This is a genomic window from Eubacterium sp. SB2 (genome assembly GCF_001244405.1).
In the GTDB taxonomy this organism is placed as follows: domain Bacteria; phylum Bacillota; class Clostridia; order Lachnospirales; family Lachnospiraceae; genus Faecalicatena; species Faecalicatena contortus_B.
On sequence record NZ_LN865151.1, the window covers coordinates 317,428 to 344,402 of the forward strand.

At 45.8% G+C, this 26,975-nt stretch carries 16 protein-coding genes; 15 read left to right on the forward strand and 1 reads right to left on the reverse strand.

Annotated elements, in window-relative coordinates:
• The first annotated feature begins 118 nt into the window (after positions 1-118).
• The 7 genes from BN1938_RS06310 to BN1938_RS06340 all read left to right on the forward strand — a co-directional run bounded on the left by BN1938_RS06310 (position 119) and on the right by BN1938_RS06340 (position 9,361).
• Positions 119-1,660 carry an ABC transporter substrate-binding protein gene (locus tag BN1938_RS06310; protein WP_050639787.1) on the forward strand — a complete coding sequence of 514 codons (1,542 nt, stop codon included), beginning with the start codon at positions 119-121 and terminating at the stop codon, positions 1,658-1,660.
• 259 nt (positions 1,661-1,919) lie between these two features.
• Positions 1,920-2,852, forward strand: a complete 933-nt coding sequence (locus BN1938_RS06315) for an ABC transporter permease (RefSeq protein WP_050640022.1) — start codon at positions 1,920-1,922, stop codon at positions 2,850-2,852.
• Positions 2,853-2,869: 17 nt separating this feature from the next.
• Positions 2,870-3,742, forward strand: coding sequence for an ABC transporter permease (locus BN1938_RS06320; protein WP_050639788.1), 873 nt, complete (start codon positions 2,870-2,872; stop codon positions 3,740-3,742).
• Between the two features lie 12 nt (positions 3,743-3,754).
• The gene (locus tag BN1938_RS06325) at positions 3,755-4,339 is read left to right on the forward strand and encodes a TetR/AcrR family transcriptional regulator (RefSeq protein ID WP_050639789.1); all 585 of its coding nucleotides are present in this window, start codon (positions 3,755-3,757) and stop codon (positions 4,337-4,339) included.
• An 89-nt stretch (positions 4,340-4,428) separates the two neighbouring features.
• A complete protein-coding gene (locus BN1938_RS06330; protein WP_369794746.1) occupies positions 4,429-5,433 on the forward strand; it encodes an ABC transporter ATP-binding protein in 1,005 nt (334 codons plus the stop codon).
• Between the two features lie 12 nt (positions 5,434-5,445).
• Positions 5,446-6,417, forward strand: a complete 972-nt coding sequence (locus tag BN1938_RS06335) for an ABC transporter ATP-binding protein (RefSeq protein ID WP_050639791.1) — start codon at positions 5,446-5,448, stop codon at positions 6,415-6,417.
• 145 nt (positions 6,418-6,562) lie between these two features.
• A complete protein-coding gene (locus BN1938_RS06340) occupies positions 6,563-9,361 on the forward strand; it encodes an ATP-binding protein (RefSeq protein WP_050639792.1) in 2,799 nt (932 codons plus the stop codon).
• A 105-nt stretch (positions 9,362-9,466) separates the two neighbouring features.
• Here BN1938_RS06340 and BN1938_RS06345 read toward each other — a convergent pair whose 3' ends face one another.
• On the reverse strand, positions 9,467-10,921 hold the full coding sequence (locus BN1938_RS06345) for a GntR family transcriptional regulator (RefSeq protein ID WP_050639793.1): 1,455 nt from the start codon (positions 10,919-10,921) through the stop codon (positions 9,467-9,469).
• A gap of 348 nt (positions 10,922-11,269) precedes the next feature.
• Between BN1938_RS06345 and BN1938_RS06350 the strand changes: the two genes are divergently transcribed.
• The 8 genes from BN1938_RS06350 to BN1938_RS06385 all read left to right on the forward strand — a co-directional run bounded on the left by BN1938_RS06350 (position 11,270) and on the right by BN1938_RS06385 (position 26,908).
• On the forward strand, positions 11,270-12,997 hold the full coding sequence (locus BN1938_RS06350; protein ID WP_050639794.1) for a two-component system response regulator: 1,728 nt from the start codon (positions 11,270-11,272) through the stop codon (positions 12,995-12,997).
• Positions 12,981-16,592, forward strand: coding sequence for a response regulator (locus BN1938_RS06355; RefSeq protein ID WP_050639795.1), 3,612 nt, complete (start codon positions 12,981-12,983; stop codon positions 16,590-16,592). Before BN1938_RS06350 ends, BN1938_RS06355 begins: the two co-directional genes overlap by 17 nt.
• 49 nt (positions 16,593-16,641) lie before the next feature.
• Positions 16,642-17,016 carry an Hpt domain-containing protein gene (locus tag BN1938_RS06360; protein ID WP_330377751.1) on the forward strand — a complete coding sequence of 125 codons (375 nt, stop codon included), beginning with the start codon at positions 16,642-16,644 and terminating at the stop codon, positions 17,014-17,016.
• A complete protein-coding gene (locus tag BN1938_RS06365; RefSeq protein WP_050639796.1) occupies positions 17,013-20,900 on the forward strand; it encodes a PAS domain-containing hybrid sensor histidine kinase/response regulator in 3,888 nt (1,295 codons plus the stop codon). The genes BN1938_RS06360 and BN1938_RS06365 overlap by 4 nt, the downstream gene beginning before the upstream one ends.
• A gap of 72 nt (positions 20,901-20,972) precedes the next feature.
• Entirely contained in the window at positions 20,973-22,088 is a 1,116-nt protein-coding gene (locus BN1938_RS06370; protein ID WP_050639797.1) for a glycosyl hydrolase family 18 protein, read from the forward strand.
• 144 nt (positions 22,089-22,232) lie between these two features.
• Positions 22,233-23,027: a Fic family protein gene (locus tag BN1938_RS06375; RefSeq protein WP_050639798.1), complete on the forward strand. Its 795-nt coding sequence runs from the start codon at positions 22,233-22,235 to the stop codon at positions 23,025-23,027.
• Between the two features lie 509 nt (positions 23,028-23,536).
• Positions 23,537-23,890: a MazG nucleotide pyrophosphohydrolase domain-containing protein gene (locus BN1938_RS06380; RefSeq protein WP_050639799.1), complete on the forward strand. Its 354-nt coding sequence runs from the start codon at positions 23,537-23,539 to the stop codon at positions 23,888-23,890.
• A 378-nt stretch (positions 23,891-24,268) separates the two neighbouring features.
• Positions 24,269-26,908, forward strand: coding sequence for a family 78 glycoside hydrolase catalytic domain (locus tag BN1938_RS06385; protein ID WP_050639800.1), 2,640 nt, complete (start codon positions 24,269-24,271; stop codon positions 26,906-26,908).
• The last annotated feature ends 67 nt before the right edge of the window (positions 26,909-26,975 follow it).

Below are 26,975 nucleotides of genomic sequence, written 5' to 3' on the forward strand. Positions count from 1 at the left end.
GAGAATCTAAAATGCGGCTTTACAACATGAAAGCATAGGTGTATTATATTACTATGTAAAAGTGAACAGGTTCATACTCTTTGAGATGCACTCTGTTCGATCAAAAGGAGGAAAATTTATGAAAAAGGCAGCAGCGGTAGTGATGACGGTCATGCTGTGCATCGGAATGCTTTCCGGCTGTGGAGGAGGCGGCGAAGACAAATCCGCTTCGAAGTCAACGGGCAGTGATGCAGCAAAGGACACATTGAATGTTATTGTAGGGGATGATGCAAACCAGTTTAGTCCTTACGTGACGAATTCTTATTCGGATATCATGTCGGTTTATCAGATTTATGAACGTCTGGTATACATGAAGGAGGGGGAGCCTGTCCCAGGCCTTGCCGAATCATGGGATGTCAGTGATGACAAGAAGACGATAACCTTTCACCTGCGCGAGGGTGCTAAGTTCCATAATGGAGAGACATGCACGAGTGAAGACGTTATTTACAGTTTTGAACTGAATTCAGAAAAATCTCCTTCCAATTCCTTTAAACCTAAGATCGAATCATGGACTGCGATAGATGACAATACGGTAGAATTAAAGCTGAAATATCCTTGTGAAAGTATTTTCTCAAGCCTGAGTTCACCGGGACTTGGAATTGTCTGCAAGTCTTACGTAGAGGAAAAGGGCGATGACGCCTTTATCGAGCCGGTAGGTACCGGAGCATATAAGTTAAAAGAGTGGGTAAAAGGAAGCAAGATCAGTTTCGAAGCCTTCGAAGATTACAATGGCAAGAAGGCAGAAATTAAAAATCTCAATTTCAATATCATTACGGATTCCGCAACGGCTCTTGTAGCATTGGAAAATGGTGATAACGACTTTATGATCAACGCCTCAGCAGCGGATTTACCGTTGATTGAAAAGAACGAGGAATTAGTGCTTCAGAGCGCACCATCGCATAGTACCGCGTCGTTGGTATTGAATGTCCGCAATGGCGTTCTCGAGAACGAGAAACTCAGACAAGCGATTGCCTGCGCAATTGACAGAGAGGCCATTAATACATCTGCATTTGAAGGTACCGGTACAATAGCTACCGGGTCCTATGAAGATTTCCTGTACTATGACGGGAAAGACTATACATATCCGTTTGATTTGGACAAGGCAAAAGAGCTTATGAAAGAAGCAGGATATCCGGATGGCGGTGTTTCCTTTACAATCAAAACATCCGATACCTATGGCGATGTTGTTCCGCAGATTATTATGGATAATCTGAATCAGATCGGAATAGAGGTCAAGATTGAGACGCTGGAAATGGGGGCGCACTCTCAGGACTGGCTGAACGGGAACTTCGAGGCTATCTACCAGAGTGGTTCCGAAATCACGCCGGACTTAAGCGAGGGACTTTACAACAGTTATTATTGGCCGGATAATACATGGAGCGCATCCTCACCGGACAGCGATATTTATAATGAAAGACTGGATGCAATCCGTTATGAAGTAGATTCAGATAAGAAAACTGAAGAGACCTGCTCTCTTTTAAAGGATATTATGGCATCGGCAAATGAGATTCCATTGGTAACGTTGACATCTAATATCGTTTACCGTCAGGGGCTGCAGGATACATATATTGATCCAAACGGAATGTTCTATTGCTTCAAGGATTTCAGCTGGGGTGAATAAGAACGGGTTGAAAGTTGAGAAGGCGGCCCTTAGAGGCGGCCTTCTTTTTCTATAATAAGAAAGTGCTTGGCACTTTCCTATAATATAAAATCCCTCCGGACGGGATGCGCACTGGGGCGTAAGAGGCAGATGTCGCGATGCCGCCGCAGGCGTGATTTTCCCAAGGGAACTCAATTTTAATTATGAAATCCGTGGAATCCATATCCGCCTTCAGGGCTATAAGGATACACCCTATTTTAGAAATGTGGGGAGAAACAGCATGAAAAAATATATTATTAAAAGATGTCTTTTGGTGATCCCGATTACGCTGGGAGTCACATTTATCGTATTCTTTATATTATCTCTGACACCGGGTGATCCGGGAAGATTAATTCTAGGTATGAATGCAACGGCGGAAGAAGTCGCTAAGCTCAACCATCAGCTGGGCGTGGACCAGAGTTTTTTCGTCCGGTTTTTCAACTTTATAGGGGGCGCGCTTCATGGCGACTTTGGGATTTCCTATAATTCACAGAGGCCGGTTATCACGGAGATCGTAGCTACATTTCCGCATTCTTTAAGGCTGGCAGTTTGGGGAACCATAATTGCATATCTGATCGGAATACCGATCGGGATTTATTCTGCGGTCAGGCAGTACTCGGCAGTCGATGTGGGAAGTACTGTGGTTGCTATGTTTTTTGCGGCGGTGCCGCAGTTCTGGCTTGCGCTTATGATGATTCTTCTGTTTTCCTTGCAGCTGCACATGCTTCCGCCCAGCGGAATCGATAGCTGGCGGAATTTCGTAATGCCCATCGCTGTTATTGCACTGCCTCAGGCCGCAATTACCTCCAGGCTGACCAGAACCTCCATGCTGGAAACGATTCAGCAGGACTACATCCGGACCGCGAGGGCGAAGGGCCTGTCGGAATGGAAGGTGATCTGGAAACATGCATTTAAGAATGCGCTGCTTCCGATCTTAGTGACATTGATTACGACCTTTGGTTTGTCCCTTGGCGGACTCGTGTTAATTGAGAATGTATTTTCAGTACCTGGGATTGGCAATCTGATTTTGACAGGCATCAGGCAGAAAGATGTCCCTGTTGTTATGGCTGCCACTATTTTCCTGGCATTGATATACTGTATGCTTGTATTGCTGGCTGATATTATTATGGCTTATATTGACCCAAGAATTCGCAATGTATATCTTAGAAAATAGAGGAGGCAGGGAAAACGATGGAGACTCAGCAAAAATGGAAACGTAAGACGGACCGCTTTTTAGACGTCTGGCGTTGTCTGCGCAGAAATAAGGCGGCCATGACCGGATTGATTGTGATACTGATCTTTGTGCTGCTGGCAGTCTTTGCAGGCGTAATCTGCGATTATGATATGGTTATTAAACAGGATACCGTGAACCGGCTTCAGGCTCCGAGCGGAGAACACTGGCTGGGAACGGACCATCTGGGAAGAGATATTTTTGCACGCATGATTTATGGGGCAAGGGTGTCAATCGGGGTAGGTTTTCTGGTTGTGATTATTTCCGCAGCACTGGGCGGATTTATAGGTTCCTTGTCGGCTCTGCTCGGCGGGAAACTGGATAATTTAATCATGAGGGTGGTGGATATCTTTACGTGTATCCCTTCAATGCTGATGACACTTGCTATGGTAGCAGCGTTAGGACCCGGACTCCGTAATCTGGTGGTGGCGCTTTGCATCAACACCACAGTCGGATTTACAAGAGTAGTGCGTGCAGCGGTGCTGTCCATTGTAAACCAGGATTATATCAGTGCGGCAAAGGCGTCCGGATTCAGTACATGGAAGATTGCAGTCAGGCATGTGATGCCCAATGCGATGGGAATTATTATCGTGGAGGGAGCCATGACAGTGGCCGGGACCATCCTTTCAATTGCAGGCCTGAGCTTTCTGGGACTTGGCATACAGCCGCCGTCACCGGAATGGGGAGCCATGCTGAACGAAGGACGCGCTTATATGAGAACGTTTCCTTACATGATTGTATTTCCCGGAATCGCAATTATCCTGTCGGCATTGGCTATGAACCTGCTGGGTGACGGACTGAGAGACGCGCTGGATCCAAGATCCAAGCGGTAAAAGGAGTAAAAAATGCCAAAAATGACTTTTTTTAATCTAACAGATGAAAAGCGGGAAATATTTCTAAAAGCGGCAGTGGAGGAATTCTCCACGCATTCCTATCATGATGCAAACGTCAGGGAGATTGTGAGAAAGGCAAATATCTCAATCGGATCATTTTACTGCTATTTTGACTCAAAGACAGAGTTGTTTGTTTATATCACAGACTATATGTTTCAGAAGTTTTTAAAACAGCAGGAGGCGTTGGGAAAACAACTGAACCGGGATGTGAAGACGGAAGAAATTCTGGAAATGGAGCCGCTTCAGAAGGCCTTTTGGGATCAGTTTGAAAAGTGCTCTCTGGATAAGCGGAAACATTATTATCTGAGAACGAAGAACAACCAGCTGTTTGAACGATTTTTGAGAGAAGTAGAAGAGTATGGGACAAAGACGGAATACACCCAGCGGGAGAAACGGATGGTAGCCTTTGTGATGAATTCTCTGCAATATATACTGGATGAATTTGCAGAGGCCGATGAAACCGGCCGTGTAGTCGATGAAGAGTTATTGTTATTAAAAAAAATGCTGAGGATTGGATATCAGAATTTGGAGCGATAAGTATGAAGGATGGAAATAAGCAGAAATATAAAGAATACTACAAGAAAAAAAAGAGAAAAAATGTGCCGGAATCAGAATATCTGACGACCATGAATTCACAGGAGAATATTCTGGAGATTGAACAGTTATGTACCTGCTTTTATACTGATCGCGGAACGGTAAGAGCAGTAAACGGAGTGACGTTGGACATCCCGGCGGGAAAGACTATTGGTATAGTGGGAGAGTCTGGATGCGGCAAGTCTGTAACCAGTCTTTCCGTTATGGGGCTGCTTCCCGGACCACAGGGGCAGATAGAAAGCGGCAGTATACGTTTTCAAGACAGGAAGAGGGGCAGAACCGTCGATCTGACGAAGATTCCGGAAAAGGAATACCGGGAAATAAGGGGAAATGATATTTCCATGATTTTTCAGGAACCGATGACCAGCCTGAATCCGGTCTATACAATAGGAAACCAGATGGAAGAATGTGTGCGCACCCATCAGCCAGGCGTCTCGAAGAAAGAAGCAAAAGTAAAAATTCTGGATATTCTGAAGAGAGTGGGTATCACAAGAGAAAATGTTTATGATAATTATCCGCATGAGTTGTCCGGAGGGATGCGCCAGCGTGTGATTATAGCAATGGCATTGATTGGGAATCCACAGCTGATTATTGCAGATGAACCGACGACAGCTCTAGATGTTACGATTCAGGCGCAGATCCTGGATCTGCTGCGGGAACTGAAACAGGAGATCAGCGCATCGATCATGCTGATTACGCACGATCTGGGTGTGGTGGCAGAGATGGCAGACTTTGTGGTTGTCATGTACGCTGGAAGGATTGTAGAATCGGGGACGGCCAGTGAAATATTCCATCATCCCAAACATCCTTACACGGTTGGGCTGCTGCGGTCAAGGCCCGTGCTGAACGAAGAGACAAAAGAACTCTATGCCATACCGGGAAGCGTCCCAAATCCGCTGGAACTGCCGCCCGGATGTTATTTCCAGAATCGCTGCAGCAGATGTCAGGAGCGGTGCCGGGAGTCCTATCCGGACGTAGTAAAATTAAGCGAAACACATCTGGTCAGCTGTTTTGACAGCAGAGAATCGGCCGGTTAGGAGGGATAAGGTATGAGCAACACGGTTTTAGAAGTCAATCACTTGAAAACGTATTACACAATGAAAAAAGGGGTGTTTGGCAAAAGTGCAGGTCTGGTGAAAGCGGTGGATGATGTCAGCTTTACAATAGAAAAAGGAAAGACATTTGGACTGGTGGGAGAATCGGGCTGTGGGAAGACTACCATCGGCAAAACAATCCTGCGCCTGACAGAACCGACAGAGGGCGAAGCAAAGCTGTTTGGCAGGGATCTGTTTTTAATGGATAGAAAAGAATTAAAGGAGATGCGCACAAAGATTCAGATGATTTTCCAGGATCCATATTCCTCGCTGGATCCCAGGATGAATGTATTTGAATTAATTGGGGAAGCGGTAAGGGAACATCATCTGGTACCGGGGAATGAACTGCGCAGTTATGTTGAGGAAACTATGGAAAAGTGCGGCCTTTCCCGGGAGTATATAGAACGTTTTCCTCATGAATTTTCAGGCGGGCAGAGACAGCGTATCTGTGTTGCAAGAGCGCTGGCGCTGAATCCTGATCTTATTATATGCGATGAGCCGGTATCGGCACTGGATGTATCGATCCAGGCGCAGGTCATTAATCTCATGAAGAAGCTGCAAAGGGAGCAGCAGCTTTCATACTTGTTCATTTCACATGATCTGTCAGTGGTAGAACACATATCAGACGAGGTAGGGGTGATGTACCTTGGTTCAATGGTAGAGGTTGCGCCGAAGAAAGAGTTATTCAGGAACCCCCTGCATCCATATACAAAGGCGCTTCTGAGCGCTGTGCCAAGGCCGGATCCTGACCGGAAAGGAGGCCGGATCATACTTGAAGGAGATGTTCCGTCAGCAGACCAGCCGCCGTCAGGCTGTAAGTTCCATACCCGGTGCAGACACTGTATGGACATCTGCAGAGAAAAGGCGCCAGTATGGAAGGACTGCGGGGGCGGACATAAAGCAGCCTGCCACCTGTTAGAATCCTGAGGACATAAAGCAGCGAAACACGCAATAGAATGAAAGATGATTCTGCTCTTTCGTCATAGATAAAACCCGCAAAGGCATGGTATGCTGCTCTGCATCATCTCACATGATCAGATAACGAATTTGAAGAAACAAGAGGTACTAGGAAATGGAAAGCTGTAAAAGATCTCAAAGTAAATACAGGAAGAGGATTGCCATGGTTCTAATGACGGTACTTCTTGCAATTTCATTTTGTGTTCCGGTCAAAGCGTCAGAAAAGACTTCCCGGGTACTTCGGGTCGCCTTTCCACAGGTACAGGGAATCAGTGAGACTGCGGGGGATGGAACCCGTTACGGACTGGTGGTGGATTACCTCAATGAAATCGCAAAATATACGAACTGGGAGTATGAGTACATTGATGTGGACAGCAGTGATGAACTGCTGGAGCGCTTTGATCAAGGTGAATTCGACCTGATGGGCGGCAGCTATTACATGTCTGGTTTAGAGGATTATTATGGATATCCGGATTACAATATGGGGTACAGCAGATCCGCCCTTCTGGCCCGCAGGGACGATGGAAGCATCCGGATCAATGACCTGGAGAGTATGAACGGCAAGTGCATTGGAGTCTATGTAAATGCGAAGGAAGCGATCCGTCGTCTGAAAGAGTTTTTGTCTATTAACAATTTGGACTGCCGCATCAAAGAATACTCCTATGAGCAATTATCGGCGGCGGGGAATCTCTATGCATATTTGGCTAACGGGGAGATAGATCTGCTGCTGGGTAATTTTACCGAGCGCGGCACGGATTTTCGTATTGTGGCGTCCTATGACTCCCAACCGTACTATATTGTAACTACGCCGGGAAACCAGGAGGTTCTGGACGGGTTAAATATGGCGCTGGCGCATATCAGTGCATCTAATCCCAACTTTGGCACGGAACGATTTAATGCAAACTTTACCAATCTTACGGCGGATATCCTGCTTGACGAAGACGAACTGTCCTATATTAAGGAGAAGAAAGAGGTAACCGTGGCTGTACCGGAGGGCTGGCACCCTTTATTCAGTAAGACCACGGCAAAAAGTACACATGAAGGAGTGGTTCCAGATCTACTACAGGAGATCGAAGATTACACGGGCCTTACATTTACCTATATGTACGCCCGGAGTTATCTGGAAGCCATCGGGATGGTGAAGGAGGGGCAGGCAGATATTCTGGGATTTTATCTGGACTCGGAAGAAAACGCGGCGGAGCAGGGACTGGCTGTTTCGGCCCCCTATGCCAGCTTAAACAACATTATTGTACGCAACAAGGCGTCAAATTATCCGGACAATGGGCTGGTGGGCGGCATCGTTGAGGGGCGGCAGCTCCCCTCCAATATTCCTGTATCGGAAGTCAAAACCTATCCGGACATGGCCGAGGCTCTGGCAGCGGTTGATCATGGGGAAATCGATTTTTGCTATGGTCTCTCCAACCGTATCGAGCAGGAAATTCAGCGCAGTTACTTCAACAAGGTGGTTACGGTGGCGCTGGTCAATGATAACAGCAGTGTGGGGTTTGCGTTGGCACGGCCGGCGGATACTACGCTTCTTACTATACTGAACAAGGCCATAAACAGTCTTGATGATGATGAAAAGGAAGACCTCCTTAATCGAAATATGGTTTCCATTGGCACCAATCAGTTTTCTCTGGTGAATTTTATTTATGCCAATCCGTTTTGGTTTGCGGCGGTTCTGGGGAGCGTACTCCTGCTCATTGTAGCGGCGGTGGTTCTGATTGCCCGTTCCCGTATGAAGGCGGCCGCGATGCGGAGCAATCTGGAAAAAGCGGAGGCGTCCAGCCGGGCCAAGGGGGAATTTCTTTCACGCATGAGCCACGAGATCCGCACGCCGATGAACGCGGTGGTGGGGCTGGCAGACCTGACCAGTATGATGGAGGGGGTTCCTGAGGACGCACGGAAAAACCTGTCTAAGCTTCGCACCTCCTCACAGTATATGCTCAGCCTGATCAACGATATATTGGACATGAGCCGCATCGAAAACGGAATGCTCGCCACTGCACACGAACCCTTTAACTTGAAGCAGATGCTTCACGATCTGCAGAGCATGATGGATGGAGAGGCTGAACGTTACATGCTTTCCTTTTCCTTGGATACAGAGATTTCCCACAGCAGTCTAAAGGGAGATGCTGTGCGGCTGCACCAGGTACTGGTAAATCTTCTTTCAAATGCTTTTAAGTTCACCCCTGCAGGAGGCAGGGTGCTGCTGCGTACGACCGAAACAGAAGCCAGTGGACAGGAGGCTTCATTTACCTTCCGGGTTATAGATAATGGTAAGGGAATCCGTCCGGAGGATCAAAAGCGAATTTTTAAATCCTTCGAACAACTCGGCAGCAATATATCGAGAAGTCAGGGCACCGGGCTGGGGCTGGCAATCAGCAGCAATATCGTCAGGATGATGGGCGGGGAGCTGCGAGTTAAGAGCCAGTTGGGGAAGGGGAGCGAATTCTACTTTACGGTTACGCTTCCATTCTGTGAGAGGAAACCAGAGGAAGAAGAAAAGCAGGAAGGACAAATACTGGAAGGGATCCATATTCTGATGGCTGAAGACAATGATCTGAATGCGGAGATCGCTGAAGATCTGCTGAAAATGCAGGGCGCCCTTGTGTGCCGGGTGGAAAACGGTGTGCTGGCGGTAGAACGATTTAAAGAGAGTGAACCAGGGGAGTTCCAGGTGATTCTGATGGATGTGCAGATGCCGGAGATGAACGGACTGGACGCCACACGGGCTATCCGTGCACTTCGGCGCCAGGACGCTGCTTCTATCCCAATTGTGGCTATGACTGCAAATACCTTTCAGGAAGATGTTGATGCGGCAAGGGAGTCCGGAATGGACGATTTTCTTGCAAAGCCTCTGGATGTGAACCGTCTGTTTCATGTATTGCACACGCTGATATACGAAAAATAGAAGTACCTGCAAATATACGAAAAAAAGTACTTACATAGAAAGAAGGGGCTGTCATTTTGACAGTCCCTTCTTTCTGGGGAGACGGCAGCAATGTGGTGCATCCGTTCAAGCCTTCGAATTGGAAGGAATCAGCAGAGATTCGACTTCTGAAAATCCCAGTTCTGCCATAAGCTCCACAGAAAGGTTCAAAAGACAGGTGACAAGTTCCTCCAGAGTGGCGGCAAATGCAACCGGAGCAGGGCGGTCCAAACAGGCAATAAAGTATTCAATATAGGGAAGAAAGAAGCCGCTGAAGCCTTCCTGATTCTTTCGAATGCTGCGCAGAGGATTTCCCCAGAAAAGAAGATGGAGTAATTCCGTGTAGACTGTACGTATTGTGCGCAGGGGGGTGCTGCATGCAATGAATTCAAGGGAAACATAAACGACCAGTTCCGGCTGACCCGTTTGTTTGATTTTAAGCAGCCTGTTCTTACATTCGGCAAAAGCCTCGCTGTCAAGTGAGGCAAGCGTACTCTCCGCTGTCATTCTGCAGGATAAGGCAAAAAACTGCAGGCACTGTACATAATCCAGCAGGCGTTTGCGGATTACCGGCTGGGTAAAATCGCAGTTTTCTGTGTTGTCCCCGAGAGGCAGGATTTTTGTGCCAACTCCATTGAGCGATTTGACTGCACCGATCTGATTGAGAACCAGAAGCGTGCGCCGGATCGTGCTGACCGAAACCTGCTTTTCCTTTGCCAGTTTTTCCAGGGAGGGAAGATAACTGCCGGCCGGGTATTCATGCCGGCTGATGGAGCCCAATATCTCTCTGCAAAGAGAATAACAGATCTGTGAGGTTTTTTTATAACTGCTCCAGATAAAGGTGACCTGCTTTTCTGTTGGAGGCAGTGAAATCTTTTCTTCATAAAAACCTGATAAGGCGCAGGAGAACTTTTCAAAAAAAGCCTCCACAGCAGACCAAAGCCCTGCCCAGTCTTTTCGGCGGCAGCAGCCGGTCAGATCCAAAAGAGGGTTGCTTTCTGCAATCAATCGTGTCACGTTATCGGAAATACTTAAAAACGGCGCCTGAAAAAACATGAAGGTCTGCCAGACAAGACGCATCATCAGTTCGTTATGCAGGGAACCGTAAATAAGCTGCAGATGCTGGGTATATGAAGGCAGGATGTCTCTGTTTTGTAAGACAAGGAGGTCAATCTCATCAAGTATCTCAGGCGGTGCATGTTTCAGGGCAGTCCACAGGGCGTTGCAAAACAGAAAACGCATGGATTGGCTCAGATCTAAGAGAGAGTCTTTCCTCTGGGAATAAAACTTCTGTATATTTTGAGCTATTTCCGCCTCAGTGTACTGTACCTTTACCGTTGCACCGGTACTTTTGGACAAGGTAATGAAGCCATCCGCCTGAAGCCGCCGGTAGGCTGTACGTACGGTGTCTATAGAAACCATCTGCAGATGGCTTAATTCTTCTAAGGTTGGCAGCTGGTCGCCAAACCGGTATGCGCCAAATCGTATTTGTGTGGCCAGATTATTGTAGACCACCTGACATAAATCCATTTCTTTCTTCAAGTGTTATTCCTCCCAGGTTAGGTATAGTTGATCAATGAAAGGTATACCATATGGTTTAGACTGTCTTTATTGTAACATTTTTTGAAGACAAATACCAGTCGTTCTAGAGGCCTGTCCGGGATATCCGGTTGTGATGAAAATGAGCATAAAATCATTTCAAATGGGTTTTGCCCCCGCAGTTTTCCGGAAGAAGAAAACTGTGGGGCAGAGCCTGGGTATTATAAAAATATTACGTAGAAAGCGGCGGGAGAAAGATTGTGTTTTCACAGGCGCTATGGTAAAATTAGTTAAGAAATAAGGCTTTTTTATACATTGTAAGAATAACTTTTAAACAGAAGGACGGAAATTATGTTTTCAAAGAAAAAAATTCTAGTTGTGGAAGACAATGAACTAAACAGAGAGCTGCTTTGCCAGATACTTTCTTCGGAATATGATGTTCTGAAGGCCGAGAACGGGCAGGCAGCTTTAGATATTTTAAAACAATACGGGGAGGTTATTTCACTCATTCTTCTGGATATTGTTATGCCGGTGATGGACGGTTATACATTTCTCTCAATTATGAAAGCGGAACCGGCATTCTGCTCGATCCCGGTCATCGTAGCAACGCAGAACGACGGAGAGTCCGACGAGGTAGCTGCATTGTCCCACGGCGCCGCTGATTTTGTTGCCAAGCCCTACAAACCTCAGATTATCCTGCACAGGGTAGCCAATATCATCAATCTGCGGGAGACAGCGGCCATGATCAACGTGATTCAGTATGACAGGCTGACAGGGCTGTACAGCAAAGAGTTTTTTTATCAGATGGTAAAAGACATACTGCTAAGAAATCCGGACATAGAATATGATATTGTCTGTTCCGATATCGAAAATTTTAAACTGATCAATGACGTGTTTGGTGTACCGACCGGGGATCGCCTGCTCTGTGCGGTGGCAGACATGTACAGCCGGAAAACGGCGGACAGAGGCATCTGCGGCCGTCTGAATTCAGACAGGTTCGCTTGCCTGCTGGAAAAACGTACAGATTATACGGCTGCGATGTTTATGGAAGCAATTGAGCAGGTGAATGAAGAGGCGGATATTAGGAATATTGCAATGAAATGGGGCGTTTATACGATCGTTGACCGCACTATTTCGGTGGAACAGATGTGTGACAGGGCGCTGTTGGCGGCCAGCAGTATTAAAGGCCAGTACGGAAAGTATTTTGCGGAATATGATGATATGCTCCGTAATATGATGCTGAAGAAGCAGGCGGTTACGGACTGTATGGAGTCTGCGCTGGAGCAGCACCAGTTCCAGGTATATTTCCAGCCCAAGTACCGGATATCGGATGAAAAGCTGGCCGGAGCAGAGGCGCTGGTAAGGTGGAAGCATCCGGAATGGGGGCTCCAGTCACCGGCTGAGTTTATTCCCCTTTTTGAACAGAACGGATTTATTACAAAGCTGGATCAGTTTGTGTGGGATAAGGTATGCAGCAGCATGAAAAAATGGGATCTGGAAGGACTGCCGCGGATCTCAGTATCTGTTAATGTATCCCGGGCCGATATATACAATGCGGACTTGTCCGAGATTCTCAGGGAAACGGTTAAAAAGTATCACCTCCCGGCCTCCCGGCTGCATCTGGAGATTACGGAAAGCGCCTATACAGAGAATCCGAAACAGATCATAGACACGGTCAGCCGTTTGCGGGATATGGGATTTGTGATTGAAATGGACGATTTTGGCAGCGGATATTCCTCGCTGAATATGTTAAATGAAATGCCGATTGATATCTTGAAGCTGGATATGAAGTTTATCCGGAGCGAGACCGCCAAGCCCAACAGCCAGGGAATTCTGCGCTTTATCATTGATCTGGCCCGCTGGATGCACCTGGATGTAGTTGCAGAAGGAGTGGAGACCGGGGAACAGCTCGAGCGGCTCCGCCAGATCGGTTGCGATTACGTGCAGGGATATTATTTTGCAAAACCGATGCCCTGTGAAGAATTCAAAGCTCTTTTGAAGGAGTGCAGCAACGCTGATATATATAACAATACTGCATTTAGCGGAAAGAAAGAGGACAAGTATGGCAATTACAATTGATGAACGGCAGACAGTGCAGCTATTTTGCAGAGCATGGTTTCAGGAGCGAAACCTGGAAAAAACGCTTTCTTTTTTAGCGGAGGATATAAAATTTGTCGGTACCGGAATGGGGGAAACTGCCCAGGGAAAGAAAATGATGATGGAGTATCTGCGGCAGGACATAAATGAAATTCAGGAACCTTTTCATATGGATTTTTCGGTCATTCATGAGCAGTATCTGGCGGCCGGCATCTTTTCGCAGGCTGCGGACCTGACTCTGATCAATTCCATGTATATGTGGCACCTCCGGTTTTTCTTTACTTTAAAATGTACGGGCGGGAAGTGGCAGGTTGTTTGTTTCCACGCTGCGGAACCGGGAAGCAGCCAGCAGGGCGGAGAGCATTATCCGCAGACCCTCGTCGTGGAAAATGTAATGAAACAGCGCAATGATCTGCTGAATGAGTCCATCGCCGGAGGGATGATGGGCGGGTACATAGAACCGGGCTTTCCTTTTTATTTTATTAACCGCAGGATGCTGGAATATCTGGGGTATGGGAATGAAGCGGAATTCGTGGAAGATATCGGGGGCCTGATCACGAATTGCATGCATCCGGACGACAGGAAGAGGATAGACGAGGAAGTAGAGCAGCAGTTAGCCTGTAAAGGAGAGTATGTGGTCGAATACCGTATGAAGCGGAAGGACGGTTCCTATATATGGGTACATGATATAGGCAGGCAGATGACTGACGAGGACGGCAGGCCTGCCATTACTTCCGTTTGTATTGATATTACGGTACGGAAAAAGGCACAGGACGAAGTGATGCATATATACAATAATGTGCCTGGTGCGGTATTTCGATGCAGGTATGATGCATGTTTTTCGATTCTCGATGCAAACGATGGCTTTTTTGAATTTCTAAATTATACCAGAAAAGAATTTGAAGACATGGGAAACCGTTTTTTCTCGGTGATCCATCCGGAGGATGTGGATGCCTTGCGGGGAAAGCTGGGGGCCGGACTGGCGGACGGGAATACGATCAACAATGACAACCGGGTGATATGCAAAGGCGGCGAAGTAAAGTGGGTTTCCTTGAAAGCACAAATGCTCAAGGAAGAAACCGGGGAACAGTATTTTTACTGCGTTTTTGTTGACATCACGGAGGAAAAGCAGCTGCAGAGCCGTGTACGGGAGCTTTACGAGAAAGAACTGGAGTATTTTGCCGAACTGTCCTCTTCGGAAGGGAGTACACAGGGAAGATTTAACATTACAAAGAACGTGTTGGAAAATTACATGACAGATCCCAACGCGGCGATATCCCATGTGGGCGCCACATATCAGGAGACTATTTTCAATCTGGCGGCCTCTGCTGTTGAAGTGTCAGACCGTGAGCAGATACTCAGCGTGCTGGACAGGGAGAAGGTTCTGGAAGACTATTCTGCTGGCAATGTTGACTACCGTTTTGAATATTTGCGCCGCCGCAGCGATAAAAGTTTATTTTGGGCAAGCACCAATTTCCGCTCCTACCTGAATCCGGAGACGGGAGATGTCATTGTCTTTTTCTATACATTTGATATAACGGAACAGAAGCTCAAGGAACAGCTGCTTCATAAGATTGCGTCTCTGGATTATGATGTCATTGTGGAAATTGATATCAAAAAAGACATATTCAGGGGGCTTACCTTTGCAAGCAGCGGCTTGGGGCCTGCGTGGCAGGAACTGCATTTTCAGGAGAAGATCCGGAGAACCGCCGAAAGCTTTATGAATGAGGCAGCCGCACAGGAATATCTGAAACAGCTGGATTACGACTACATGCAGGATATGCTCGGGCAGCAGGAAGCCTATACCTTCAGCCTGGAGATGTGTGACGAGGACGGCAGTATCAGAACGAAAAGATTCCAGGTCTTCTATATCAATCAAGAGCTTGGGAGGGTATGCCTTGCCCGCACGGATGTCACCGATGTAGTGCAAAAGGAACAAAAACAGAAGGAGGAACTTGCAGCGGCGCTGGTCGCAGCGGAACAGGCAAATGCCGCCAAATCGGATTTCTTGTCCAGGATGAGCCATGAGATCCGCACGCCTATGAACGCAATCATCGGGATGAGTGCAATCGCGGCACAGTCGATCGGAGATGATGAACAGGTGGAAGACTGCATATCGAAGATCGGTATTTCATCCAGATTTCTGTTGTCTCTGATTAACGACATACTGGATATGAGCAGAATTGAAAGCGGCAAGATGCTTTTGAAGAATGAAAAGATTCCTACCGAGGAATTTATGAATGGGGTCAATTCGATCTGCTATGGCCAGGCGGCGGCCAAGAATGTGGAATACGAGTGTATTGTCGATCCGGTGTTAGATGATTATTATATCGGGGATGCGATGAAGCTGCAGCAGGTGCTGATTAATATTTTAAGCAATGCCATCAAGTTTACCGGAGAGGGCGGAAGAGTCACTTTTTCTGTAGAACAGAGGCAAAGGACAAAGAACGACGTTGTATTGAGATTCATTGTTAATGATACGGGAGTAGGAATGAGTGAAGAATTCCTTCCCCATATATTTGAGCCGTTTTCACAGGAATCTACCGGAACCACTGCACTGTATGGGGGAACGGGGCTGGGTCTGGCAATCTCTAAGAATATTGTGGATATGATGGACGGCAGGATCACGGTGCGGTCAATTAAAGAGATCGGCACAGAATTTATGGTCGATGTAAAGCTTGGCATCAGTGAGGAGGAAAAGCAAAGGCATAATCAAAGGAAGCAGGATTATAATTTTTCTCATTTAAAAACCCTGGTGGTGGATGACGATGTGGCAGTGTGCGAGGGCGCCGTTGCGACACTCAAAGAGATCGGGATTAAGGCGGAATGGGTAGACAGCGGACGGAAAGCCGTTGACAGAGTGGAGATACTATGGGCTGAGGGCCGGTATTACGATATGATTCTGATAGACTGGAAGATGCCGGGAATGGACGGTATAGAGACTGCCCGGCGGATACGCCGTATTGTAGGGCCTGAAGTGACCATCATTATCATGACCGCTTACGATTGGATTGCCATTGAGCATGAGGCGAAGCTTGCAGGCGTCAACCTTCTGATGAGTAAGCCCATGTTCAAGTCTTCTCTGGTCTCTGCATTTACTAAGGCCCTCGGGAAAAAAGAAGAAGAGGCAAGGCAGACGGAAGACGTTGATTATGATTTTGCCGGAAAACGTGTTCTTCTTGTAGAAGACAATGCAATCAATACAGAGGTGGCGGTTATGCTGCTGGAAAGCCGTAATTTTGCTGTTGATACGGCGGAAAACGGGCTGCGCGCCCTGGAAAAGTTCAGCAAATCGGAAGAAGGGTATTACAATGCCATCCTCATGGATATCAGAATGCCGCTGATGGATGGGCTGACAGCGGCCACAAATATCAGGCATCTCAGCAACAAGGACGCAAAGTATGTGCCGATTATTGCAATGACCGCCAACGCCTTTGATGATGACATCGAGAAAAGCAAAGCGGCAGGAATGAATGCTCATCTGGCAAAGCCTATCGAACCAAAACGGCTGTACCAGATATTATATGACTTTATTCAGGAGAGGGAGAATGCACAGGACTCCCAGAATGGTGAGTAGCGATAACAAAGATAGCAGGCAGTATTGGAATCAGTAAGGAGGCATGGAGATGATGAGCGGATTTAAAGAGATATTCGAGGCCTATGGAGGAGACTATGGGATCACTATGGCGCGTTTTATCAATAATGAAGAGATGTACATGAAGTTTCTGGACAAGTTTTTTGAGGATGATAGTATCAGCAGATTACATACGGCGCTGGAGGGCAATGACCTGAAAGGCGCTTTTGAGGCGGCTCACACGCTGAAAGGTGTTGCGGGGAATATGGGGCTTACCCCGCTGTTCGATAAGGTATGCGCTATTGTGGAACCTCTCCGGGTCTGTAAGGAAGAGGCAGCGTATGCTGAATTATATCAGGAAATTAAAGGCGAATTCGAAAGAGCGGATGAGCTGAGGGGGGCCCTGAAAAGGGCGGTTCAGCCATGACCAGCGATACTCCTCTAGTTCTGCGGCTGGAGGATATTATCAATGCGATACCGGGCGGAGTTGCCGTCTATAAGGTATCGGACAGATTCGAGACAGTCTATTTTTCAGACGGCGTGCCTGAATTGTCAGGTTATACGGTAGACGAATACTATGAATTAAGTAAGGGCGATGCGGCAGAACTTATCTACCGGGAAGACACCGGCATGGTGGTTCAAATGGCAGAACAGGTCATTCGTACTCACGATACGGTGGATTTTGAATTCCGCAAACAGCACCGTGACGGGCATATAGTCTGGGTGCGCGTCCAAGTAAAATGGAGCGGGGAAGAGGATGGGTGTCCTCTGTTGCTGTGCGTGTTCCATAATATTTCTGAGCTGAAAGAGGCGCAGCTGGAGATGCGGCATCTGATCAACTCGATTCCCGGGGGGATTGCCAGTTATCGCGTGGAAAATCACCGTTTTATTCCTACATTTTTCTCTGACGGTGTTATGGCCCTGTCGGGGCATACGAGGGCGGAGTACGAAGCACTGATCGGGGATAATGCCCTGAATATTGTATATGGGCAGGATCGGGAACGGGTGATGGAAGCAGCAGAGGCCGCTTTGTCCAGCGGAGAGGTTCTGGATGTTTCATACCGGATGCGCCATAAGGATGGCGGTCTGGTCTGGATCCACCTCAATGGCAGGCGCATGGGGCCGCTATCGGAAAACACCAGGTTCTATGCGGTATTTACCGGTATGTCCTTGGAGACCCGGCTGTTTCAGAGTATTGCCAACGAAATGGCTGACAGCATTTATATCATTGCAAAGGATAGTTATGACCTTTTGTATGTGAATGAACCAAAAAAAGACGGTCTGACTAACCGTGACTGTGTGGGAAGAAAATGCTATGAAGCACTCTATGGCAATCACACGCCCTGTGAATTCTGCGGTCTGACAAAATATGAGGCGGACGGGCGGGAACATGAGATGAAGATCAGCGGACAGGACCGCTTTTTCAGTACGCGTTTCCGTGAGACGGACTGGAATGGCATCCCGGCATATGTAAAATATGTCCGTGATATAACCGAAGAGGTGAAGACACGCAGGGAAAAAGAACGTTTAGAACAATATTTCCAGACGGTTGTCAAGAATCTGCCGGGAGGGATTGCAGTAGTTAAACTCTGCGGGGATGGCAGCATGGTGCCGGAATTCGTGTCGGAAGGTTTTGCTGAGTTGACGCGCATGTCCCAGGAAGAAATATCGGACCTGTACAGTGAGGATGCTATGGCCGGTGTGAATGCCCAGGATCTGGAGCAGGTGAACGCGCGTCTAACGGAATTCATTGAAAGCGGGGCGAGCCAGTGTGAACTGGTGTACCGGCTGAAACGGGGAGACGGCAGCTACGTGTGGGTCAAGAATAACCTTTCTCTGATCGAAATGGAGAGCGGCGAAAGAAAATTCTACGCAGTTTATCACGATATCAGCGGAGAGATCGCCGAGAAGGAGCAGCTCCGGCAGCAGTATAAAGAGATGATTATGCAGCATTACCGGACGCCGGATCCGAATGCACTGATTATCGGGCACTGTAATATAACCCAGAACCAGATTCTGGAGATTATTGACCATACGGATTCGGATCTGCTGAAGACATTCAGCGCAGTACGGGAAAAGTTTTTTACCGGTATTTCCAGCCTCGTGACAGACGAAAAAGAGAGGCAGCTCTTTTTAGATACCTATTTGAACGAGCCCTCGCTGAGAGCATTTGGCCGAAATGATACGGAGCAGACACTTCAGTGTTTTATTAAACTTCCTAAAGAGGAAAAGGGACGTCATGTAAAGTTTAAAGTGAACATGGTAGAGACTCCGGATACAGGCGATGTCACCGGGATTCTGACGGTAACAGACATTACGGACGAGACGGTTACAAACCAGATTCTGCATCAGCTTTCTGTGACCAGCTACGATTTTGTGATTGACCTGGATCTGATAAACGATACTTATAAGCTCCTGGCATATAATAAGAATTCGGACAGACTGCCGGATTCTTTTGGAAGCCATTCAAAAAGAATCCGTTTCATGGCAGAAGAGGTTGTCGTGCCGAAAGACCGCGTACAGTATTGGGGATCGCTTGAGGCGGGAGAAATGAAGAAACGCCTGACGGAAAAGGGCTCCTATACCTTTGCATTTTCCATTACGGATGAGCAGGGCGACATACGTACAAAGAATATGACGGTCTCAGCCATTGACCTGAGAATCGGAAGAGCCTGCCTGGTGCGCTCCGATATTACGGAATCCCTGCGCGAGCAGCAGGGTCTGCTCAATATGATTGCCTATACTTTTGAGCTTGCCTGCTTTATAAATATGAATTCCACCTCCCTGACAATGTATACGCGTGAGACGGTGCTCAAGAACTTAGCACCTAATTATCTGGATAAATACGAGGACGCGCTGAAAGAGTTTGCCCTCCACTTTGGAAGGGCAGAAGACAGGGAAGAAACCTCCAGGCAGTTCCGGGTGGAAACGATGGTGGAAAGGCTGGGACAAAAACCGGAGGGATATGATTTTGTATTTCCTTATGAAGAGGGAGATGAAGTGCTGTATAAGCAGATCAATGTCCTGTGGGGTGACGAGAATCACCGGACAATCTGCATGGTACGGGCAGACGTAACAGATATGCTGGCGGCAGAGCGCCAGACAAAACGGACGCTGGAGAAGGCGCTTGTACTTGCCGAGGAGGCAAACCAGGCAAAGAGCGAATTTCTCTCGGCCATGAGCCATGATATCCGGACTCCGATGAATGCGATCATGGGGATGACTGCTCTGGCATGTGCACATATTGACGACCAGGACAAAGTATCGAACTGCCTGAAAAAGATTTCAATATCATCCAGGCATTTACTGAGCCTGATCAATGATGTCCTGGACATGAGCAAGATTGAGCGGTCCCAGATTGCTCTGGGAAGAATGAAAATTCATCTGCCAAAACTGATGGATGAACTGGCAGCGATCATAGAACCCCAGGCGAAGGCAGCAGGAATCCAGTTTCATATGCAAGCAGAGGGCATCACAAACCCCAGGTTTTATGGCGATATGCTGCGCCTGAATCAGATCTTTATCAATATTCTAAGTAATGCGATTAAATTTACACCGGAAGGCGGTTCAGTCGGATTTCTTGTGAAAGAGCTGCCTCCCGTACGGGATGATGGCTATGTCCGGTATTGCTTTACAATTCGGGATACGGGTGTGGGGATAAAAAAAGAGTTTTTGGAACACATTTTTGAGCCGTTTACCCGCAGCAGCAATACTTCACGTGTCGAAGGAACCGGACTGGGGCTGAGTATCACAAGGGGTCTGGTGGATCTGATGGGCGGAGTCATAACCGTGGAGAGCAAAGAGCATCAGGGAACTGTATTTCAGGTCATTCTGGAATGTGAGAAGGCGGGGGAACCGGACAGGAAAGCTGTGAATCCTGATGATGGGCGAGAAAGAAGAGACCATGCTGCATTCCTTGAAGGCCGCCGTTTTTTGATAGCCGAGGATAATGCAATCAATGCGGAGATACTCTGTGAGCTGCTGGAAATGTATGGGGCCAGTTCCCTTGTAAAAACGGATGGTCTGCAGACGGTAAAAGAATTTGCGGACAACAGGTCCGGCGTCTATGATGCAATTCTCATGGATATACAGATGCCGGAGATGAACGGATATGAGGCAACCCGAGCAATCAGGCGGATGAACAGGCCGGATGCGGCGCATATACCGATTATCGCTATGACTGCCAATGCTTTTGCCGAGGATATCCAGGCGTCAATGGATGCCGGAATGACGGCGCATGTTGCAAAACCAATTGATGTTAGCGTGCTGCAGTCAACGCTCTGCAGAGTATTGGGAATCGAGTACAAATAAGATAGCCGTGGGATACCCTTTGGGCATAAATAAAAAATCACTCTCATATGTTATTGCATAGGGGGTGATTTTGTGATTTATGTTGTGAAACAGGGAGACACTTTGTTTTCCATTTCAGCGCAGACGGGTGTGCCCGTCTGGAAAATGGTATATGACAATCAGCTGGCGAGCCAGGATCAGCTGGTGATCGGGCAGGCACTCCTTATCCTGCAGCCGGAAGAGTCTGCGAGTATGCGTGGAGATATGTTAGTCACGGGATATGCATATCCATTTGTGGAGCCGTATATTTTGGAACAGGCGTTCCCGGCCCTGAATGAATTATTGGTCTTTTCATATGGTTTTACATTTGAGGGAGAACTTGTGCCGCCTCCCCAGGACGATCTCTGGATGATTGAGGCGGCCTGGGAGGCAGGGATTGAGCCGCTGCTGGTACTGACACCGTTTTCGGGAGGGGCTTTTAATAACCAGCTGGTGAAAGTGCTGGTGGAAAATGAAGTAATCCAACAGCGGGTAATAGACAACCTGCTGTACACCGTACAGGACAGGGGATATTCAGGAGTGGATATTGATTTTGAGTATATCCTGCCGGAAAACAGGGTTGCATATGCGGAGTTTGTTGGCAGAGTACGGGAAGTTATGAATGCACAGGGATATAAGACATCTGTTGCGCTGGCGCCCAAGACTTCCACCGATCAGCCGGGCCTTTTATATGAGGGCATGGACTATGCACTTCTGGGTGCGAATGCGGACAATGTTTTTCTAATGACATATGAGTGGGGCTATACATACGGACCGCCGATGGCTGTGGCGCCTTTGAATAAGGTGCGGCAGGTGGTGGAGTATGCGCTGACACAGATACCGAAGGAGAAGATACTGATGGGGATTCCTAACTATGCTTATGACTGGGCGCTGCCCTATGAAAGAGGGATCACCAAGGCAAGGCTGATCGGCAATGTGGAGGCTGTGCACATTGCGGCAGAAAACGGGGTATCTATACAATACGATGATCTTGCACAAAGCCCTCACTTTAACTATACAAGGAACGGGATTGCACATGAAGTCTGGTTTGAGGATGTGCGGAGCATCGAGGCAAAGCTGAACCTGGCACGGGAATATGAACTGCTGGGGGTGGGGTACTGGAATCTGATGCGGCCGTTTCGGGCGAATTGGCTGCTGTTGGAAAAATAGGTAAATAAGGGAAAAATTACCGCTATGGAAACACAAGCGTCAATTAACAAAATACAATCAATATGTATTGTAACAAGGCGCTTCTTGTAGTATGATACATCTATGAAGAGCCTTATGAAAAGGGAAAGAGCGGAGGAGAAAATAATGTCAATCATAGATAACGCAGAGCAGTTTTTAGAAATTGAAAGCGGTCTGAGAACGATTGGACAGGAGAGAGAAGATACGCTAATTAAAGAGCCGTTTACAAAAGATTTTGCTCTTCGTTTCTGCTGGAGCAGCAATGCGATTGAAGGAAATACTTTAGATTTAGAAGAGACGGTATCTGTCATTGAATATGATGAGGTGCGCAGTGGTCACACCTACACAGAATATCAAGATACCAAGAATTTATATCGGGCAATCAGCACGATGATGATTCCGTTTCAAAAACGAGACATCACAGCAGACTGGCTGAAAAATGCAAATGGGATCCTGCGCGGAATAGAAAGTGATTACAGGACAAACCAGGTCTATATTGGAACCTTGGTTGAGGCGGTATTTTATCCACCAGATGCGGAAGCAGTTGCCGGATTAATGGAACAGTTTTTGGCAGAAATGCAGAATAAAGGCAGAACAGTTCAAGACGTTATGGAACAGACTGCTTTGCAGCATATTCAATTTGAGCAGATCCATCCTTTTAGGGATGGTAACGGCAGAGTAGGCCGAATGGTTTTGAATCAGCAATTAATAAATTACGGATTCCTTCCTATTATAATTGAACCGAAAGGAAAATACCGTCAGGCATTTCGGCAATTCGAAAAAAACAAGGACTTATCGCTGATGACACATATTTTGTGTAAAGGAGAACTAGACGCTATTCAAAGTATGCAATGTCTTATTCAAAAAAGAAAACAACCATTGGAATGTTCAAAAGAAAGTGCGAGGGCTCCCGGAATCTAACGTATTCCGTGCAATGCAATAGAAGCAGTACAGAAGGATAGCGAGCTGCTAAAGAAGGTAGAACGCGAATACAGTGCAAAACTGGAAAAAGTTTTATAATAGTGAAATGTAGTTATGGAGGGCAGGAATGCCCTTCATTTTTAATATTCATTATGACTGTGCAGCATCTATGGGGCTATATATATGGCCCGCCTATGGCTGTGGTGCCTTTGATTAAGGCGTGTCATAAAAGCGATTTTCATAACAACCTCTAGCATAATAAATAATCCGCCAAGAACTATAAATATGTTCCCCTAATTGAACGAGTTGTGTTTACAATAAATATAGAAAAGCAGTAAGAGGAAGCTATGAAAAGTTTCTATTTGAAAGGGGCTAGGCGGGGAATTTACTATGATGCAGGTCCTGTATGCTTGGTTTTGTAAAGATACGTAAATCTAAATTCACAACCAATGATATGGTTTATCAAGTTAGAGAATTATAACCCAAAAAACAAATGAGGAGGAGATAAAGTGAATAATAAGCAAAAGAAACTATTTGACGAAATTTGCAAGTCACAAAGTCTAAATGATATTCAAAAGTATACAGAAAACATTTTAGAAATACGAGGTTTTAATATTCAAAGTGCTCAAGATAAGATGCTTTTGTTGACGGAAGAAATAGGAGAATTGGCAAAAGCAATACGTAAAGCAGAAACTAGGATTTCTATTGATTATGATAAAATAGAAAATTATAGTTCTATTGAAAGTGAAGTGGCGGATGTATTTATAGTACTAATGTCTTTATGTAATGTATTAAATATCAATTTATATAATTCGTTTATTGATAAAGAAAAAGAAAACATAGAAAGGGTATGGAAAAAATAAATGAAATGCTCATTTCCGATTTGCAGAACGATAATATTAATAGATGACAGTAGCATAAGCTCCTTTTCTTCAATGTGTGTTTTATTCAGTTCAGAATGGCACATGGAAAGAAAAGGAGCTAATTTTATGTAATAAAATATAGTTTTCGGACGGCTCTGATGGGATGGACGACAAAATCCTTCTAATAAAGGATGGTTAGAGTAAAGTAATCGAAAAAGATTAAGTAAAATTTCATAGCAGACACTGTATATTCACAGAATGAGAAAAACATATAAAAAACTTAGATATATGCAAGTAAAAACGGACATATATACAATTTTACAGATGTATCTTTCTTTATAATGAAATCATAAATTAAGAATGTAAAGGAGAAAATGCATGATTAAGATTATTGATTGTCATCACTCATACAGCGAAAATAACGAGTTTTCATGGAAAATAAGTGGAGATACAGATCAAGCGGCATATTGTGTTCAGATACAAAACCGTATGAGAGAGATTGTATGGAACAGCGGAAAAGTGGAAAGTGAAAATCGGCACAATGTTCCCTGTACCGTACAATTAGAAAAAGAAGAAAAATACAATTGGAGCGTAGAATGCTGGGGTACAGACGGAAGCGCAGACAGGATAGAAGGTAAGACCTTTTATTCTGGAATTGATGGCTGGGAGGCTGAATGGATAGAACCAAATCGAACCAGAAAACCAATGATGGACAGCACAGAACCAGTAGAACCAGTAGGCCGGGGAGAAAGAGTAGGGGATGCACTGGAACGTTTGGATCCGGTTGTTTACATGAGAAAGTGTTTCAACTTAGATAAAATACCAGAGTATGGAGTTATATATGCGACTGCACGTGGTATTTATCACATTTGGGTCAATGGTGTAAGAGTTTCGAATCTGTTTGCTCCTGGGAATACATCTTATAACAAGCATATAGATTATCAATGCTATGATGTAACGAAAGTATTAAAAACAGGAGAAAATGTCATTGCGATTGCACTTGCAGACGGATGGTACACCGGGAAAATCGGCGCAGTTGGAATTGGCAGACAATTCGGAGAGGAAAATGCAGTTCTTTGGCAATTGATATGCAAAGACAAAGAAAAAAATAAATTGGTATATTATTCAGATGAATCAATGAAATGGAGTTATGGTGCATTACGTTATGCAGATCTTTATATTGGGGAATATTATGATGCAGGTATGGAACTGATTGGCTGGAAACACAGCGGCTTTGATGATTCAGAATGGTATCCGGTTAATATTAGAAAATATGGCTATCAAGAGCTTGAACTGCAGTCAATTCCAGATATTAAAGAAACCAGGACGATTGAGCCAAAAGTAATAAGAACAGAAAAAAATGAAATATTATTAGATGCGGGTGAGAATATCGTTGGATACATATCTTTTGAATTACAACTTCAAAAGGGACAGATTATTTCTTTTGAGCACTCGGAAACAGTTGATAAAGACGGGAATTACCTTCAGAACATTATAGGTCAGAACAAAGATCAGGCAGATTATTATAAGGCGGATAGAAATGGGATTGCAAAATGGAAACCACAATTTACATACCATGGATTCCGTTACGTGAGAGTAAATGGTACCGATGACAGGCATCCGAAACATTATCAGATTCATGTGATTGAAACGCCAATGAGAAAAACAGCTGATTTTACATGTTCAGATGAACGTCTAAATACCTTACAGGAAAATATTTATCGTTCTCAGCAGGGAAACATGATTAGTATTCCAACGGATTGTCCGCAGAGAGAAAGAGTGGGTTGGACAGGTGATATGCAGGTGTATGCACCAACTGCTTGTTACGAAGCAGATGTAGAGCAATTCTTAAGGCACTGGATGAGAGATGTACAAAATGAACAGCTTGAGGATGGACAGGTCCCCCATATTGTTCCTTGTATGCCATCACATGATATTATGAAACCGGCAGGTATCAAAGGCGTGTCTGCTGCCGGATGGTCAGATGCGGCAGTGATTGTTCCGTGGAGACTCTATCAGGCATATGGAGATATTCGGATTTTGGAAGAAAACTATGAGTTAATGAGCCGGTATATGAAATCCACAGAAAACTGCGTTGCAGAAATTCCTGACAATTTTGAGGAATTAACACCGCAAAGGCAGGCTGTACAGAAATACTTATGGAATACAGGATTTCAGTATGGAGATTGGTTAATGCCTTCAATTCAAATGTCTGGACGATCAATTTTCGAAGTAGTACAGCAGACAGGATATGTAATGGCAACGCTTATGTTTGCATTGACAACGCAGCTGATGAGTGAAATCTGTTCCGTGCTTGGAAAAGAGGAAGAGGCGAAACATTATCAGGAGTTAAATGAAAATGTTAAGTATGCATTTAACGTTGAATATGTAAATGAAGATGGATTGATTACGAAGGATTATCAGGGGGTTTATGTACTTGCACTTTGGACAGATGCACTTCCGGAAAAGCTGCGTGGAAAAGCATTGGAACATTTGATTCAGTTAATTCATAATAATAATGATTTGCTTGATACAGGATTCTTGTCCGTGGCTTATTTACTCCCGGTATTGCAGAAAATGGGGAGAAGTGATATCGCTAATCTGCTGCTTATGAGGGATCAATGCCCATCCTGGCTTTATGAAGTAAAAATGGGTGCAACGACTATGTGGGAGTATTGGAATGGATATGCTGAGGATGGAACACCAGGGGATTGTTCCATGAATCATTTTGCATTTGGTTGTGTGGGGGAATATTTATACCGTACTATTCTTGGTATTCAGGCAGAGAATCCGGGATTTAAAAGAATGAAAATAAAGCCGGATGTCACGTGTGGTTTATCCTATGCAAAAGGATATTTTGAAAGTATCTGGGGGAAAGTAGAGGTGCATTGGAAGAAGAAGGAAGGCGGATATACTCTTGATGTGGTAATTCCGCCAAATACAACTGCGGAAGTAGAGATTGGGCGGCATAAAGGTATTTATGGATGCGGCGCCTATCATATAGATACAGAATCATAGCATGGAAGCATAGCTTGTCAAAGCAGGCAAAGGGTTAGCGAATTTGAGCCAAAGAAAGTGAGGATAA